Origin of the sequence: Neobacillus sp. PS3-34 (assembly GCF_030915465.1) — a bacterium.
Taxonomy (GTDB): Bacteria; Bacillota; Bacilli; order Bacillales; family Cytobacillaceae; genus Neobacillus_A.
Window position 1 is genome coordinate 2,743,328 of the sequence record NZ_CP133267.1, and the last position, 15,404, is coordinate 2,758,731.

Here is a 15,404-nt window from a genome sequence, read left to right on the forward strand (position 1 = left end):
GGAGTTCCTTCCCGAAAAAGGAGAATTAATAGATGTTTCTTACTTTTAAATCCTTTTCCACAGAATTGAAGTATTATCTGCTGATGAATACCTTTTTTTGCTTTGGCTCTGCCTTGTCAGGTGTGTTTCAAAGTGTCTTCCTGTGGAAATTGGATAAAACCTATTCATTACTGGCTTATTATAGCCTGTATTGGTCTATTTCCATTATTATTAGTTTTGTAGTGTGTTCATGGGTGGCAAGGAAGACAAGCCCGATGATTACGATGCGTTTAGGATTTATCTTTTATCTCCTTGCTTACTTGATTATCCTGATTTTTCATGGAACTCTAAGTAATCATATCATGCTGCTGGGAGTCTCGATGGGCTTGGCGATGAGCCTCTACTATACCGGTGTGCATATGGCTGTTTTAGATTTGACCACGAATGATAAACGAGATTCATTTTTATATATACAAGGAGTTTTAAATACAGTTGGAGGGGTCGTTGCCCCGCTTCTGGCTGGGATTTTAATCTCGCAATTTGATGGAATGATTGGGTATTATGTTGTATTCGTCGCAACCTGTGTTTTCTTCTTCATCTCATTTTTAGTTTCGTTAAAAGTGAAGGGAAACCCGATTGCCCCAAAAAGCTATTTTTGGGATGTCATTAAACATCCATCACGCGAATGGAAAAAAATGTACCCCGTTATGTTCGCCGATGGTATAGTATCGGGAGTGTATTGGACCTTTTTGGTGACGATGATTACCTTCAAAGTGGCTGGTGGAGAATTGAACCTTGGCATTTTTAATACTGCCGCTGAAATTGTGTCGATTCTTGCTTTTACGATACTTGCGAAATTTTCCAGTCCTGACTATCGGATTCGTATTTTTGCGATTGGCGCTGTTAGTATATTTTTGAGTTCGCTGCTGTTATCAGCACTGCCTGTATTTATTTCGTTAATTGTTTTTGGAATCATCCAGCCGTTGGCTTCGAATATGATTAACACGTCGATGAATGCGATGATCTATGCGTCGATTGAAATGGATCCTGATTACAAGGACAAACGCCTGGACTACATCATCATTCGAGAAATCCCGCTCGGTATCGGAAGGGCGATCGGCGTATTTATATTCCTGGCGATGAGAAAATACTTTAATATAGATGATCTATTACCCATATCGTTCAGTTTTTTTCCGTTTGTGTTTGTGTTGATGATACCGACATTGTATGTGGTTTGGCGGAAGAAACCGGGGACGGTGCGTGGGTAGGACTTGGAAGATAATTGGAAGGTGACAGGTACCTCCCAGAAAAATGGGAGGTGCCTGTCACCAGAGGAGGTTTGTGTAAATGTTAGGTGCGATTGAAGCAGGGGGTACGAAGTTTGTTTGTGCTGTCGGAGATGAGTTGGGCAATATTATCGAGCGGGTTCAGATTCCGACAACCGTGCCAGAGGAAACGATGCCGAAAGTAATTGACTTTTTTAACCAGTATGATATAAAAGCAATTGGGATTGGTTCGTTCGGTCCGATTGATGTGAACCCGGAAAGCCCAGCATACGGAAATATCACTTCTACACCTAAACCAGGGTGGAGGGATTATCCGTTTGTGAAATCGATGAAAGATGCTTTCCCTGTACCAATCGGATTTAATACTGATGTCAATGCTGCGGCATTGGGAGAGGTGACGCTTGGAGCGGCGAAGGGTTTGGATAGCTGCCTGTACATAACGGTTGGAACGGGAATTGGGGCAGGTGCCGTTGTGCAAGGAAATCTGCTTCAAGGCTATTCGCATCCTGAAATGGGGCATATCCTTGTCAGGCGCCATCCGAATGATGAGTATCAAGGAAAGTGTCCTTATCATCAAGACTGCCTGGAAGGCCTTGCTGCTGGTCCGGCGATTGAAGAACGCTGGGGCGAAAAAGGGATGAATCTTGTAGACCGGGCTGAGGTCTGGGAAATGGAAGGTTACTATATTGCCCAAGCCCTCATGCAGTATGTTTTGATTCTTTCTCCGAAAAGGATTATTCTTGGCGGCGGGGTCATGAACCAAACGCAGGTATTTCCTTCTATATATAAGTATTTGCAGGAGTTTGTTAACGGGTATGTTACATTGCCTGAGCTTTCTGAGTACATTGTCGGTCCTGGCTTAGGGGATAATGCGGGGATTACGGGATCGTTATTGCTTGCACAGCGAGCACTTCAAGAGGAAAACTAAAGTAAGGCTGGAGGTAAAAAACATGCAACCATTATTTTTAAAACCTGTTTTTAAAGAACGGATTTGGGGCGGAACGGAATTACAAAAGGAATTCGGCTACGATATTCCGAATGATAAAACGGGGGAATGCTGGGCGATTTCCGCTCATCCAAATGGACCATCCATTGTTGAAAATGGACCATATGCCGGCATGGCATTGGACGACCTTTGGCGCATACACCCCGAGCTTTTTGGAAATCCGAAGGAAGAGGTCTTTCCTCTTTTAACAAAAATCCTGGACGCAAATATGGACTTATCCGTCCAGGTCCATCCGGAAGATTCCTATGCGAAGGTTAACGAAAATGGAGAACTGGGCAAAACGGAATGCTGGTATATCATCGACTGTAAAGATGACGCTGATATGATCTTCGGCGACAATGCCAAAACAAAAGAAGAATTAATTGAGCAGATTAATGAAGGAAAATGGAATGACCTGCTGCGCAGAGTAAAGATCAAGCCGGGGGACTTCTTCTATGTTCCTAGCGGTACCATCCATGCACTATGTGAGGGTACGCTTGTGCTGGAAACACAGCAAAGCTCTGACACAACCTACCGGGTTTATGATTATGACCGTCGCGATGACAGTGGAAACCTGCGCGATCTTCACCTCGATAAGGCGATTGATGTAACAATAGTTCCGCATCAGGACGTATTGAGCGCCCCTGAAATTGAGGAAAAGGAAAATGCCACGATCACAACCTACGTTAAATCGGAATTTTTCTCCGTTTACAAGTGGGATGTGAAAGGGGCTGCTGAGTTTTCTTTTGATGATAAGTATCTGCTGTTGAGTGTCATTAAAGGTGAAGGATCACTTAAACATAATGGTGAAAGCTACTCCTTGGCGAAGGGAACACACCTCATCATTCCGGTTGGATTTGGAGAATTTGAAGTGGATGGGGAATGTGAATTGATCGTTTCTCACACGTAATAATATGTTCTATTTTTTGCATGATATTAAAAAAGCGTTAAAGGCTCTGAGTTTCTAGAGCCTTTAACGCTTTTTTATTGGCTAAAGAAGTTGATTGGAGCGGAAGGTGCGAGACTCCGGCGGGAGCAGCGGGACAGGTGAGACCCCACAGGCGCTGTGCGCCGAGGAGGCTCACCGCCCGCCCCGCGGAAAGCGAGCATCCTGGAGTGGAAATCAACTACTCCTTTTATAGCAACAAGTATACGAAAACAGTTTTTTTATTTTAAAGTCATATTTGATATTTTTCAGAATAGAATTTACCTATCAGATAGGTTGACAGCCATAAAGCAGGAAAATAAGACCACTAGTAGGTGACAGATTCATGAAAAGTATAAAAAAGTTTTCCTTGCATGAAATGATTGCAGAAGAAATCAAAAGATATATAACCGCTCACCAATTAAAAAGGGGAAACAAACTTCCTTCTGTTGCTGAATTAACTAGTATTCTAGGTGTCAGCCGATCGAGTATACGCGAAGCCTTGCGATACCTTGAGGGAATAGATGTGATAGAGGTTAAAAACGGTAAGGGTATTTTTGTTAAAGAAGGCGGGTCCTTAAAAATAGAAGCGAAAATTGAAGTCGAGCAGGAAAAAAATTATTTATTACATATAAGCGAGCTGCGAAGAGCACTTGAGGGAAAAGCAGTGGAGCTAGCCGCACTTAGGGCGACAGATAAGGAGATTCAAGAAATGGAGAAACTTCTAACGGAGATCATCTCCCTTAAGGAGGCAGGGTTTGATCCATCTGAAGAGGATTGGGCATTCCACAAAGCTATTTATAAAGCTTCCAATAATCCTCTTTTGGAAAGTGTCGCTGAATCTGTCTCAGACACATTTAATAAGCTTTGGAGCAAGCCTTTTGGCATCGACCATATTTTTGTAGATACCCTGCCATTTCATCGTACCATGCTGGATGGCATTGTACAGCGAGACCCAGCTTATGCATTAAAAGAGTTTAATAAAATAATAGACACCGTAGAAAATACTGTTCGAAAAATATAAGAAAGAAGGTACGAGAATGACTAATCATTTATTTTCAGATGAACATGTTTGCACACACTTAGGCGACGAGTATGAACGCTTTCATGGTGCCGTTGTTCCCCCAATCTATCAAAATTCGCTTTTTGTGTTTGAAAGCTTCGAACGTCTTACAGAAGCAATGAAGGACGAGCAAAGCAGCTATCTATACTGGCGCGGGACAAATCCAACCGTTGAAATTGTCGAGAAAAAAATCGCCGCACTTGAAAAAGGTGAGAAGTGCAAATTATTCTCTTCAGGGATGGCAGCAATCTCGTCGGCGATTTTAACATTTTTACAAGCAGGTGATCATGTTTTAAGTGTCAGTAATATTTACGGGCATACGACTAAATTCTTCTCCTATATTGAAAAATTCGGAGTTTCCCACACGAATACGCCGAGTACAGATTTAGATGTCATTGAATCACTGATTCAACCGAATACAAAGGTCATGTATTTAGAAAGCCCGACGACCATGACTTTTAAACTCTTAGACTTGAAAGCGGTTTCATCCTTAGCGAAAAAATACGGGATTAAAACCATTATTGATAACACATGGGCGACGCCGGTGTTCCAGAATCCGATTACCTTTGGAATTGATATCGTGGTTCATTCTGTTTCCAAGTATTTAGGGGGGCACAGTGATCTGGTCGGCGGTGCCTTAATCACAAGTAAGGAAATCATGGACCATCTGTTCTACCATGAATTTCAATTATTGGGCGGAGTGATGCCACCCTATGAAGCATGGTTAGTAATGCGTGGGCTCCGCACCCTCCCACTTCGAATGAAAGCACATCAAGAAAGCGGTTTGAAAATCGCCACCTTCTTAGAAAATCACACTTCTGTAAAAAAAGTTAATTACCCAGGTCTAAAAAGTCATCCAGATTATGAACTTGGAAAACAGCAATTAAAGGGCTACTCGGGCTTAATGAGCTTTGAACTAACCAATAATTCCTTCGATTCAGTTAGAAACGTCATCAACAGTTTGAAACAATTCCAGATTGGCGTTTCCTGGGGTGGATTTGAAAGTTTAGTCATTTCGCCAAATTACGGATATAACACCGAGCAATTAATCAATAGCGGGATGGACCCAGGTTTGATTCGGATTTCTGTTGGTTTAGAAAATGTTGATGAACTAATGGAAGACCTGGACGCGGCATTGAAGCTGAAGGCACGGTCGGTATAAAAGGGCTCCGTACCTTTTATATAAAAAAGAAAAGCATATCAAAGGGGATGAAATTTCATGCTTTATCTCAAAAAGGGATTTGTTATTTTTGTGTTAGTAATGACGTTTTTGGGTATTATCGCAGGCTGCAGCTCAACAACGAACAAATCCGTAAGCAAAGATGGAACGATCAAGCTGCGGATGGTTGAGAGTATTACAAGCCCGGCAAGAACCAAGCTGTTAAGAGGAATGTTAGACAAGTTTGAAAAGGAAAACAAGAAAATTAAAGTAGAGTTGATTTCGCCTCCACTACAAAGTGCTGATGATAAAATAAACCAGATGCTGATGGCGAAGGAGGACATTGATGTACTGGAAGTACGTGAGCAAACGGTCAAAAACTTCTCCAATAATAAATTTATCGTGGATCTATCCCCATATACTAACAAGTGGGAGAACTGGAATACATTAACCGAAACAATCAAGCACGGAGCTACAGCTGTTGACAATAAACCTTATTATATTCCGTATGGCGTATATGAAAAAACGTTGTTCTATAGGAAGGATTGGTTTCAAGAGGCAGGCTTAGAAGTTCCAAAGACGTGGGATGATTTAGTTAATGCTGCTATTAAACTAACAGACCCTGCCAAAAACCGCTATGGTTATAGCTTCAGAGGCGGTGCCGGATCACCAGACTATATCGAATTTATGACATGGTCCTATCTTGGCAAGAAAATAAATCCAAAGGATGCTTATTTCACACAGGATGGAAAGGTGATATTTGATACACCTGAAGCTAAGCAGGTGCTAGACACATTAGTAAAATTGTACAAAAAAGCTTCCCCTCCTGATTCTATTAGCTGGAGCTATCCGGAAATGGTTCAGGGCTTCACGTCTGGAATGACGGCGATGCTAATTCAGGACCCAGAGGTAATTGTGACGTCAGAAGAAAATATGAAAAAAGGAACCTGGGCTACTGCACCAATTCCAAAAGGAACGCCATCTGGTGTAGCACAGCAGCCTGCAGGTACAGCTGGATGGGGAATTGGAGCTTTTTCTAAACATAAAGATGCAGCATGGAAGCTTGTTTCTTTCTTATCAAGCCCTGAAGAAAATCTATTTTTCGCAAAAAATAATTCTTTAATTCCGATTCATTTGAGCGCAGGTGATGACCCATATTTCAAGGAAGGCTATTTCAGCTCTTATATTGAAATGAATGCCAAGCCAGATGAGTTCTTAATTGCAGATCGTCCTGTTGAATATAAGGGCTATGCTGACTACCGGGCATTCGCAGTAAAAGATATTCAGTCTCTCCTATTAGGTAAGATGTCAGAAGAACAAGCCTTAGCAAAATGGACTGATTTTTGGAAAAAAGAAAAAGAAAATAAAAAATAGGCCGATTGGGGGCAGTGCCATTCTGCTGCCCTCCTTTCTTTTTGGGTGGGAATGAAAGGAGTAAATGAAACTTGAAAACGCAAACAGAAACCGTCACAGAGCGAAGCTTGCCATCGTTTTCTATCTCTAGACATGGTCTTTTTATTTTCCTTTGCTTACTGCCAGCATTATTACTAGTAACCGTATTTATTTACTACCCTTTGTTCAAAGGGGTCGTTATGGCCTTTCAAAGTTATTCGTTATTTGATTTATCTAACATCGAGTTTATCGGCCTGGAAAACTTCAAAACCGTTATGGCTGATTCTGCCTTTAAAGAGTCGCTTATTAATAGTTTTTATTGGGTCTTCTTTTCATTGCTTCCGCAGTTCTTAATTGGTTTTATCGTTGCATTGTTATTAAGAAGGAAGTTCCGGGGCAGAGGGATTTATCAGGCCTTCATCTTTTTCCCATGGGCGATGTCCGGTTTTTTAATCGGTTTGATTTGGCGTTGGATGTTAAATGGCCAAGCTGGCGTGATCAATGACCTTTTGATAAAGCTGAACATCATTGATACTGCGATCCCTTTTTTAGCCGATCCAACCTGGGCTATGGTTTCTGTCATTGTAGCAAATGTGTGGTACGGAATTACCTTTTTTGCCATCATGATTTTAGCCGCTTTGCAATCTATACCGGATGAATTATATGAAGCGGCGAAGATTGATGGGGCCAACTATATACAACAGCTTTTCAAGGTGACCATTCCATATATTCTGCCCACCCTTATTGTTACAACATTACTGCGTGTTATTTGGATCTTAAACTTTCCGGATTTGATTTATTCTCTCACGAATGGCGGTCCTGCTGGTTCTACACATATTCTCTCGACCTTTATGCTGGAGAAACTAATATATGGGCAAAACTATGGGCAGGCAGCTGCAGTCGGTGTCATTTTGATTTTCATTCTACTCTTCTTTTCTATTTTTTATCTGTTAGCAACAAAATTCAATAAAGCGGGTGATTTTTAATGGCGAGGCAAATAAATTGGCAGCTGCTGTTCAAGGTTGTTTTTTTATCCTTATTCCTTGTCTTTACCGTGTTCCCGCTTTACTGGATTTTCATTACTTCCTTAAAACCCACCAAGGATATGTTTTCTCTCCCAATTCACTATTCGCAGGAAACTATAACATTTGAAAACTATATTAATATTTTCAAGATTTCTAATTTCGATATTTATATCATGAATAGTTTAATCCTATCCATCGTCGCAGGATTTTTCTCTCTGATCATTGCGACACTGAGCGGATATGTTCTTGCCCGTTTTGAATTCAAGGGTAAAACACAAGTGATTTTTGCGTTTTTCATAACACAAATGATCCCCTTATTTATTGGATTGGCGCCCTTATATTTATTAATGTCCAAGCTTCAGCTGCTTAACAAACTTCCATCTCTAATGCTCATGTATTCGGTGATGATGGTTCCCTTTTGTACCGTTATTATGAAAGGCTTCTTCGAACGGATTCCATCGAGTCTTGAGGAAGCGGCAATGATTGATGGTTGTTCGAGAATGGCTGCTTTATTTAAAGTCATCATTCCTGTCATGCTTCCGGGAATCGCTGCGACATTCATTTTCGCCTTTGTGCAATGCTGGAACGAATTATTTCTAGCGATTATGTTTATCGACAAAGAAGAGGCAAAAACGATTCCTGTTGCTATGAATTCATTTATCACTAAATTTGATATCGATTGGGGGGCGATGTCAGCCGCCACTGTTTTATCGGTGATTCCAACGCTGATTTTGTTCGCCTTCGCTCAAAAATACATTGTGGAAGGCATGACACAAGGCTCGGTTAAAGGGTAAAAGCAGGGACTCAAAAAGTCTGTCTTAAAAAACGAATCCGTTTCAATACTGGATTCGTTTTTCAATGTACTAACAAAATCTCGAAGAGCTTCTGCTGCTTTTTAAAAAAGTCTGTTTTCTAAAAGATTGTTGTTTTGTAAATAGGTTTTAAAAAGCAAATCGTTGAAATAGAAGTTGATTTGAACGGAAGGTGCGAGCTCCTCGAAAATGCTCTCGCATTTCCTTCGTGCGGTGTTGATTCTAAGGAGCTGATTCAACGTCCTGCGGGAGCAGCGGGACAGGTGAGACCCCGCAGGCGCTGTGCGCCGAGGAGGCTCACCGCCCGCCCCGCGGAAAGCGAGCATCCTAGAGTGAAAATCAACTACTCCTTAAATAGCAACAAAGTATACGAAAACAGCCTTAAAAAAAGAAAATCAAACGGAGGATTTCGGATGGTAAAGAGTTACTGGGATAGTGAAATAGCTTCACAAGTTTTAAATGGAGTAGAAGAATTAGTTTATCGTTCGAATTTGATTGGCTCAGATCGTACCGTATGTAACTGGGGTGGAGGCAATACTTCCATGAAGACGATGGAAAAGGATTTCCGCGGCCGTGATATGGAGGTTATGTGGGTAAAAGGAAGCGGCTCTGATTTAGCGACAATGCAAGCTCATAATTTTACTGGCTTGAACTTAGAAGATATTCGTCTATTATTTGAGCGTGATGAAATGACGGATGAAGATATGGTGGCATACCTTTCTCATTGTATGATTGACAGCAAACACCCGAGAGCATCCATTGAAACATTATTGCATGCTTTCCTTCCTTTTAAGCACGTCGACCATACACACCCAGATGCGATAATAAGCCTTTGCTGTGCGGACAATGGCAAGCAGCTTGCGGAAGAGATTTTTGGAAATCGTTTTGTTTGGGTTCCATATGTACGCCCTGGCTTTACATTATCAAAAATGATTGCAGAAGGGGTAAAAAACAATCCCAATGCAGAGCTTGTGTTAATGGAAAAGCACGGACTTGTTACATGGGGAGAAACCTCAGAAGCGTCCTATGCGAAAACGATTGGAATTATTAATGAAGCAGACCAATTTATAAATGAAAGAATGAATGAATCATCCGCATTTGGCGGACAAAAATATGAATCTCTTTCTGAGGAAGAGGCGACAAGCATCCTGGCAAAAGTGATGCCAATTATCCGAGGCGCGGTGAGCGATGAAAAGAATATGCTCTTAACCTATGACCGTGGTAAAGATGTACAGCAATTTGTTAATAGCTATCAAGCACCAGAACTATCACAAGTAGGTGCTGCATGCCCAGACCATCTTGTCCACACAAAACGTTTACCTCTTTTTATTAATTGGGATCCGCAAACAAAGGACGCAGTAGCGTTGATTGCGAGTGTAAAAGAAGGAATTGCGAGATTCAAAGCGGAGTACAAAGAATACTTTGATCGTCATAAGCATGAAGGCGATAAAATGTTTGAACCTGCACCAAGGGTCATTCTTATTCCGGGAATCGGGATGGTGAACACTGGTAAGGATGTTAGCAGCTCCAGAGTAAGCGGTGCCTTATATCATCGTGCGATTTCGGTCATGAAAGGCGCAACAACATTAGGAAGCTTTGTTTCTTTGAGTGAAAACGAATCCTTCAATGTGGAATATTGGCCTCTGGAACTATATAAATTAACTCTTGCGCCAGCTGAAGCAGAATTCTCTAGAAAAGTTGCTTTTTTAACTGGCGGTGCGGGTGGAATTGGAAGTGAAACCTGCCGTCGCCTTGTATCCGAGGGTGCTCATGTTGTAATAGCAGACTTGAATGTTGAAGGTGCGGAAAAAGTGGCTGTTGAAATTAATGAAAAGTACGGTTCTGGACGTGCCCTTGCAATAAAGATGGACGTAACGAAGGAGGATCAAGTTCAAGCTGCCTTCGATCAAACGGCACTCACCTTTGGAGGAGTGGACATCATTGTAAACAATGCCGGTCTTGCAACATCAAGTCCAATTAACGAAACGACTCTTCAAGAATGGAATTTAAATATGGATGTGTTAGGAACTGGCTATTTCTTAGTTGCCCGCGAAGCCTTTAAGCAAATGAAACAGCAAGGCATCGGGGGAAATATGGTATTTGTCGGTTCGAAAAACTCCGTTTATGCCGGGAAGAATGCCGCCGCTTATAGTTCTGTCAAAGCCCTTGAATCACATTTGGCCAGATGTATTGCAGCTGAAGGTGGGGAGTATGGGATTCGCGTAAACTCTGTCCTTCCTGATGCTGTTCTCCAGGGCTCAGCAATTTGGGGCTCAAGCTGGCGTGAAGAACGTGCTGCCGCTTATGGAATCCATCCTGATCAATTAGAAGAGCACTATCGTAAACGGACAGCATTGCTTGTTAACATTTATCCAAAGGATATCGCTGAAGCAATCGCATTCCTTGCTTCATCAAAATCAGATAAAACCACTGGATGTATGTTGACCGTTGACGGCGGCGTACCGGCTGCGTTTCCAAGATAAACAATTACTATATCTCACGTGAGGTGATGATGATGGCGAAAAGTAACAAATACGCTTGGTCTTGGGAAATTAAAGAAGAGCATTTAGAAGAATATATCAATCTGCATTTAAATCCGTGGACAGAAGTTCTTGAGGAGCATAGCAAGGCGGGAATAAAGAATTACTCTATCTTTCAAAATGGAAACCAATTTTTCTATTGCTTCGAATGTGACAATGTGGAAGCAGCGTTTGACTATATTGCCAAAAGTGATGCCTGCAGCCGGTGGAATGCTATCACTTCAAAAATGGTAAAAGGCTCTTTTGATTTTAATGAACCAAATCCAATCAAGCCACTTCGGGAAGTGTTTTATCTGAAATAAACCCGTCCATTGATAGTAAGATAACTGAAGGGTGATGGTAATGACAAAATACAGTGTTGCCGTCGATATCGGTGCCTCAGGTGGAAGGCTCATTTTAGGGTACCTTGAGAATGGGATATTAAAGTTAAGCGAAATTAATCGCTTTGAAAATAAGATGGTTAAAAAAGATAAGACGTTTTGCTGGGAGCTAGATCAGCTTTTTCAAGAAATTAAGAATGGTCTTAAACTATTTAGTGAAATAGAAATGAAGCCGGACAGTATCGGGATTGACACTTGGGCGGTTGATTTTTTGTTATTGGATGAAGAAGACTGTCCATTAACGGAAGCTGTTTCCTACCGCGACCCACGGACGGATGGCGTGATGGAAGAAGTCTTTAAGCTTGTCTCTAAGGAAAGGCTTTATTTAGAAACGGGCATCCAATTTCAAAAATTTAATACCATTTACCAACTCTTTTCTATCAAACAAAGCAATCCTGAAATCCTTGAAAAAGCAAAATCCTTTTTAATGATCCCAGATTATTTCCATTTTTTATTAACAGGAAAGAAAGTAAATGAATATACGAATTCCACTTCAACACAGCTAGTGAATGCTTTTACGAAAAAGTGGGATTATCAGCTAATCGATTTACTAGGATTGAATAATAAGATGTTTAAAGAGATCCAATTGCCAAAAACCATTCTCGGAACTTTAGCACCAGAATTAGTTTCAGAACTCGGCTATGATATGAAAGTTATCCTTCCAGCAACACATGATACAGGCTCGGCTGTCCTTTCCGTTCCTGAAGAAGATGCGATCTACATCAGTTCTGGTACATGGTCATTGATTGGTGTGGAGAATGATGATCCAATTTGTACCGAGATGGCAATGGACTGTAATTTTTCCAATGAAGGCGGGATGGATTATCACTTCCGATTCTTAAAAAATTGTATGGGTCTTTGGATGATCCAGGAAGTGAAGCGAAACTACAATGATAAATATTCCTTTGCCGAGCTCGTTGAATTAGCCAGAGAAGCAAAGGACTTCAGTGGAATCGTCAATGTGAACGATGATTGTTTCTTAAAACCTGACAACATGATTGAGGAAATCATGAATTATTGTATGAAGACGAAACAGGCGATACCTACTGTGCCAGGGGAAGTGGCAAAATGTGTATTTAATAGTTTGGCAGCCAGCTATAAGACAGCGGTAGCTGAAATTGAAGGAATTTTTGAAAAGAGATTTGATAAATTGAGTGTCATTGGCGGCGGCTGTCAAAATGAACTGCTCAATCAACTAATTGCCGATGTAACCAAAAAAGAGGTATATGCAGGCCAGTCGAAGCAACAGCCATTGGCAACATTGTTGCACAATTAATTGCTCTAGGTGAAATTCGTGATATGAAGGAAGCCCGCTCAATCATTCAAAAATCATTTAAAGTGAAAAAATATTTACCTGCCAAATCTATAACAAACTGATAAGGGGGAAGGGGAATTGTCCATACTTGAAAGCTATGAACTTGCCAAACATGCCTATTCAAAATGGGGTATTCATGTTGATGAAGTAGTGGAAAAGTTGAAAAATGTACCGATTTCTATTCATTGTTGGCAAGGTGATGATATCCGGGGATTTGAAGTGAATCCAAGCGAATTATCAGGCGGTATTGATGTGACAGGAAACTATCCAGGTAAGGCAACCACTCCTGAAGAGTTAAGAAGTGACCTGGAAAAGGCGCTTTCATTGATACCGGGAAAGCATCGCGTCAATTTACATGCTATTTATGCGGAGACCAATGGCGAAATGGTGGAAAGAGATGAGCTTGAACCAAAGCATTTTGAAAACTGGGTGAAATGGGCGAAGGATAACGGACTTGGTTTGGATTACAATCCCACATTATTCTCCCACCCTAAAGCTGCAGATGGTTTGACACTTTCACATCCTAACGATGAAATTCGCGAATTCTGGATTCATCACTGTATTGGCAGCCGGAAAATTGGCGAGTATTTCGGAAAAGAGCTTGGTACACCTGCATTAACAAATATTTGGATTCCGGATGGCTATAAGGATATTCCGAGTGACCGCCTTGGTCCCAGACAAAGATTAAAGGATTCATTGGATAGGATCTATGCAGTTGAAGTAGATGAGAACTATAACTTGGATGCTGTGGAAAGTAAGGTGTTCGGCATTGGCTCTGAATCCTATGTAGTCGGATCTCATGAATTTTATCTTGGCTATGCTTTAAAAAATAAAAAATTGTGCTTACTTGATACAGGGCATTACCATCCAACGGAAAAGGTATCTGATAAAATTTCCTCGATGCTTCTTTACAGCGATAAGCTTGCCCTGCACGTGTCAAGGCCTGTTCGCTGGGATAGTGATCATGTTGTTATTCTTGATGATGAATTAAGGGAAATCGCACATGAAATTGTTCGAAATGACGCGTTAAATCGTGTCATCATTGGGCTTGATTTCTTTGATGCCAGCATCAATCGTGTGGCAGCATGGACAATCGGTACACGAAATATGATTAAAGCCTTGCTTTATGCGATGTTAGTTCCAAATGAATATCTAAAGCAATTGCAGGAGAAAGGTAATTTTACAGAAAGATTGGCGCTTATGGAAGAATTCAAAACCTATCCATTTGGAGCCGTTTGGGATTACTACTGCGAAACTACGGGTGTTCCAGTAAGAGAATCGTGGATAGAAGAAGTAAAAACGTATGAGCAAGAAGTTTTGTCTAAGAGATAATAACGATTCCCTGCCGCCACCAACCAATAATTGTCGAAAAATAGTTAATCAACCGTTTGATTAATTGGATTTACGTCGAGCACTTTGGGTGACAGGCACCTTCCAATTGTCTGGAAGGTGCCTGTCACCCCTGAAAAGAACCGGTCCTCCAGCACAATTGCATGGAGGACCGGCTCTTTTTTATTTAAACACTTTATAAGGTATTTTTACTTCAGGCATTCCGGCAGCATACGGGGCAACCTCATATTCCTGGAATATGATTGCGATGCCGTTTGAGGTGAAGTAGAATGGGCGGTTATTGTTTATTTCCATTTTGTTCAGATCACCAGTGAAAATTCCTTCGCCTCGTTTTGCACGATTCATAAGGTCTGCGATGGCATATTTTTTGATTTTGTTAAAGCCGGTTGTGCTTTGCGCAATATCTCCCAATTTCAGCTGCTGGCCTGTTAGCACATTGAAATTATAGGAAGTCACAATTTCCATTCCATGGGCCCCGCCGGTATATATATAGTCGTATACAAGAAGACTGAGTTGGTTGTTTTCATTGTACTTGACCTGATAGGTTACATCATATTCATAGCTATACATATAGTCCTCATCTTTAGGAACTGGATAGCCATGCTCATCCAAATACTTCTGCCGATCCTCTTTTTCCTGTGCTTCTAGTCGAAGTAAAGCCGTATAAGAATCATTGATGTGCTTTTTTAATGTCACGTTTATTTTATCCTGGGCCGCTTTGCTGAGCAGATTGGTCACCTGGGGATAATCAAGGACACCTTGGTATTTAATTTTGAGGACTGTTACTCCTAATGCCTGCAGCTTTTCCTTCGATGGAGTCTGGTATTTGATGCGGCTGTCACGGTCAATAAAATAGCCTGCGCCCAATCCCAGTTTTCCCGGAAGGAAGTTGTAAATGCGATACACTTCACCAGGGCTTAATTTTTTTACAAAAGTCTTTGTGACTCCATTCATCATATAAAGGTTAGTCTGCTTCAATACCGTCAATTGGCCGATTTCGCCTTTTTCAGTTCTGCACCGTTCCAGATTACCTTTGCCGAAGCGTTTTGAGGGAGGGAAGCAATCAGAAGAAACGCCATGAAAACAATCAAACGAATGAATTTCTTTTTCATCATAACCTCCAGTAATCCATGCCTAATACGGCACGATTTATATTAAGCTCGCAATTTATATGGTATTCATCACTTCTGATT

The 15,404-nt window shown here is 41.3% G+C and carries 14 protein-coding genes; 12 read left to right on the top strand and 2 right to left on the bottom strand.

Annotation, left to right across the window (positions count from 1 at the left end; translation table 11 throughout):
• Positions 1 to 32 precede the first annotated feature (32 nt).
• The 12 genes from RCG23_RS14165 (at position 33) to rhaA (ending at position 14,193) form a co-directional block, all read left to right on the top strand.
• A complete protein-coding gene (locus RCG23_RS14165; RefSeq protein WP_308176229.1) occupies positions 33 to 1,247 on the top strand; it encodes an MFS transporter in 1,215 nt (404 codons plus the stop codon).
• Positions 1,248 to 1,326: 79 nt separating this feature from the next.
• On the top strand, positions 1,327 to 2,193 hold the full coding sequence (locus tag RCG23_RS14170; protein ID WP_308176230.1) for an ROK family protein: 867 nt from the start codon (positions 1,327 to 1,329) through the stop codon (positions 2,191 to 2,193).
• Between the two features lie 22 nt (positions 2,194 to 2,215).
• Entirely contained in the window at positions 2,216 to 3,160 is a 945-nt protein-coding gene (gene manA, locus RCG23_RS14175; protein WP_308176231.1) for a mannose-6-phosphate isomerase, class I, read from the top strand.
• 361 nt (positions 3,161 to 3,521) lie between these two features.
• On the top strand, positions 3,522 to 4,199 hold the full coding sequence (locus tag RCG23_RS14180) for a FadR/GntR family transcriptional regulator (RefSeq protein WP_308176232.1): 678 nt from the start codon (positions 3,522 to 3,524) through the stop codon (positions 4,197 to 4,199).
• Between the two features lie 16 nt (positions 4,200 to 4,215).
• A complete protein-coding gene (locus RCG23_RS14185; protein ID WP_308176233.1) occupies positions 4,216 to 5,400 on the top strand; it encodes a trans-sulfuration enzyme family protein in 1,185 nt (394 codons plus the stop codon).
• A 57-nt stretch (positions 5,401 to 5,457) separates the two neighbouring features.
• The gene (locus RCG23_RS14190) at positions 5,458 to 6,771 is read left to right on the top strand and encodes an ABC transporter substrate-binding protein (protein WP_308176234.1); all 1,314 of its coding nucleotides are present in this window, start codon (positions 5,458 to 5,460) and stop codon (positions 6,769 to 6,771) included.
• 71 nt (positions 6,772 to 6,842) lie between these two features.
• On the top strand, positions 6,843 to 7,775 hold the full coding sequence (locus RCG23_RS14195; protein ID WP_308176235.1) for a carbohydrate ABC transporter permease: 933 nt from the start codon (positions 6,843 to 6,845) through the stop codon (positions 7,773 to 7,775).
• Positions 7,775 to 8,608 carry a carbohydrate ABC transporter permease gene (locus tag RCG23_RS14200; protein ID WP_308176236.1) on the top strand — a complete coding sequence of 278 codons (834 nt, stop codon included), beginning with the start codon at positions 7,775 to 7,777 and terminating at the stop codon, positions 8,606 to 8,608. Before RCG23_RS14195 ends, RCG23_RS14200 begins: the two co-directional genes overlap by 1 nt.
• A 431-nt stretch (positions 8,609 to 9,039) precedes the next feature.
• Entirely contained in the window at positions 9,040 to 11,109 is a 2,070-nt protein-coding gene (locus RCG23_RS14205; RefSeq protein ID WP_308176237.1) for a bifunctional aldolase/short-chain dehydrogenase, read from the top strand.
• A gap of 32 nt (positions 11,110 to 11,141) precedes the next feature.
• Positions 11,142 to 11,468 carry an L-rhamnose mutarotase gene (locus tag RCG23_RS14210; RefSeq protein ID WP_308176238.1) on the top strand — a complete coding sequence of 109 codons (327 nt, stop codon included), beginning with the start codon at positions 11,142 to 11,144 and terminating at the stop codon, positions 11,466 to 11,468.
• 40 nt (positions 11,469 to 11,508) lie between these two features.
• On the top strand, positions 11,509 to 12,822 hold the full coding sequence (rhaB, locus tag RCG23_RS14215) for a rhamnulokinase (protein ID WP_308176239.1): 1,314 nt from the start codon (positions 11,509 to 11,511) through the stop codon (positions 12,820 to 12,822).
• Positions 12,823 to 12,939: 117 nt separating this feature from the next.
• Positions 12,940 to 14,193, top strand: coding sequence for an L-rhamnose isomerase (rhaA, locus tag RCG23_RS14220; RefSeq protein WP_308176240.1), 1,254 nt, complete (start codon positions 12,940 to 12,942; stop codon positions 14,191 to 14,193).
• Positions 14,194 to 14,373: 180 nt separating this feature from the next.
• Here the strand turns inward: rhaA and RCG23_RS14225 are convergent, their stop codons facing one another.
• Together RCG23_RS14225 and RCG23_RS14230 are read right to left on the bottom strand one after the other, a co-directional pair.
• Positions 14,374 to 15,198 (bottom strand): DUF3298 and DUF4163 domain-containing protein, encoded by an 825-nt coding sequence (locus tag RCG23_RS14225; RefSeq protein WP_308176241.1) that lies wholly within the window; start codon positions 15,196 to 15,198, stop codon positions 14,374 to 14,376.
• Positions 15,195 to 15,326, bottom strand: coding sequence for a hypothetical protein (locus tag RCG23_RS14230; protein ID WP_308176242.1), 132 nt, complete (start codon positions 15,324 to 15,326; stop codon positions 15,195 to 15,197). Before RCG23_RS14230 ends, RCG23_RS14225 begins: the two co-directional genes overlap by 4 nt.
• Between the last annotated feature and the right edge of the window lie 78 nt (positions 15,327 to 15,404).

Excerpts from the sequence above, each read along its gene's own strand:
- RCG23_RS14165 (WP_308176229.1), top strand. The coding sequence starts at position 33 with ATGTTTCTTACTTTTAAATCCTTTTCCACAGAATTGAAGTATTATCTG.
- RCG23_RS14170 (WP_308176230.1), top strand. The coding sequence starts at position 1,327 with ATGTTAGGTGCGATTGAAGCAGGGGGTACGAAGTTTGTTTGTGCTGTC.
- manA (WP_308176231.1), top strand. The coding sequence starts at position 2,216 with ATGCAACCATTATTTTTAAAACCTGTTTTTAAAGAACGGATTTGGGGC.
- RCG23_RS14180 (WP_308176232.1), top strand. The coding sequence starts at position 3,522 with ATGAAAAGTATAAAAAAGTTTTCCTTGCATGAAATGATTGCAGAAGAA.
- RCG23_RS14185 (WP_308176233.1), top strand. The coding sequence starts at position 4,216 with ATGACTAATCATTTATTTTCAGATGAACATGTTTGCACACACTTAGGC.
- RCG23_RS14190 (WP_308176234.1), top strand. The coding sequence starts at position 5,458 with ATGCTTTATCTCAAAAAGGGATTTGTTATTTTTGTGTTAGTAATGACG.
- RCG23_RS14200 (WP_308176236.1), top strand. The coding sequence starts at position 7,775 with ATGGCGAGGCAAATAAATTGGCAGCTGCTGTTCAAGGTTGTTTTTTTA.
- RCG23_RS14205 (WP_308176237.1), top strand. The coding sequence starts at position 9,040 with ATGGTAAAGAGTTACTGGGATAGTGAAATAGCTTCACAAGTTTTAAAT.
- RCG23_RS14210 (WP_308176238.1), top strand. The coding sequence starts at position 11,142 with ATGGCGAAAAGTAACAAATACGCTTGGTCTTGGGAAATTAAAGAAGAG.
- rhaB (WP_308176239.1), top strand. The coding sequence starts at position 11,509 with ATGACAAAATACAGTGTTGCCGTCGATATCGGTGCCTCAGGTGGAAGG.
- RCG23_RS14230 (WP_308176242.1), bottom strand. The coding sequence starts at position 15,326 with ATGATGAAAAAGAAATTCATTCGTTTGATTGTTTTCATGGCGTTTCTT.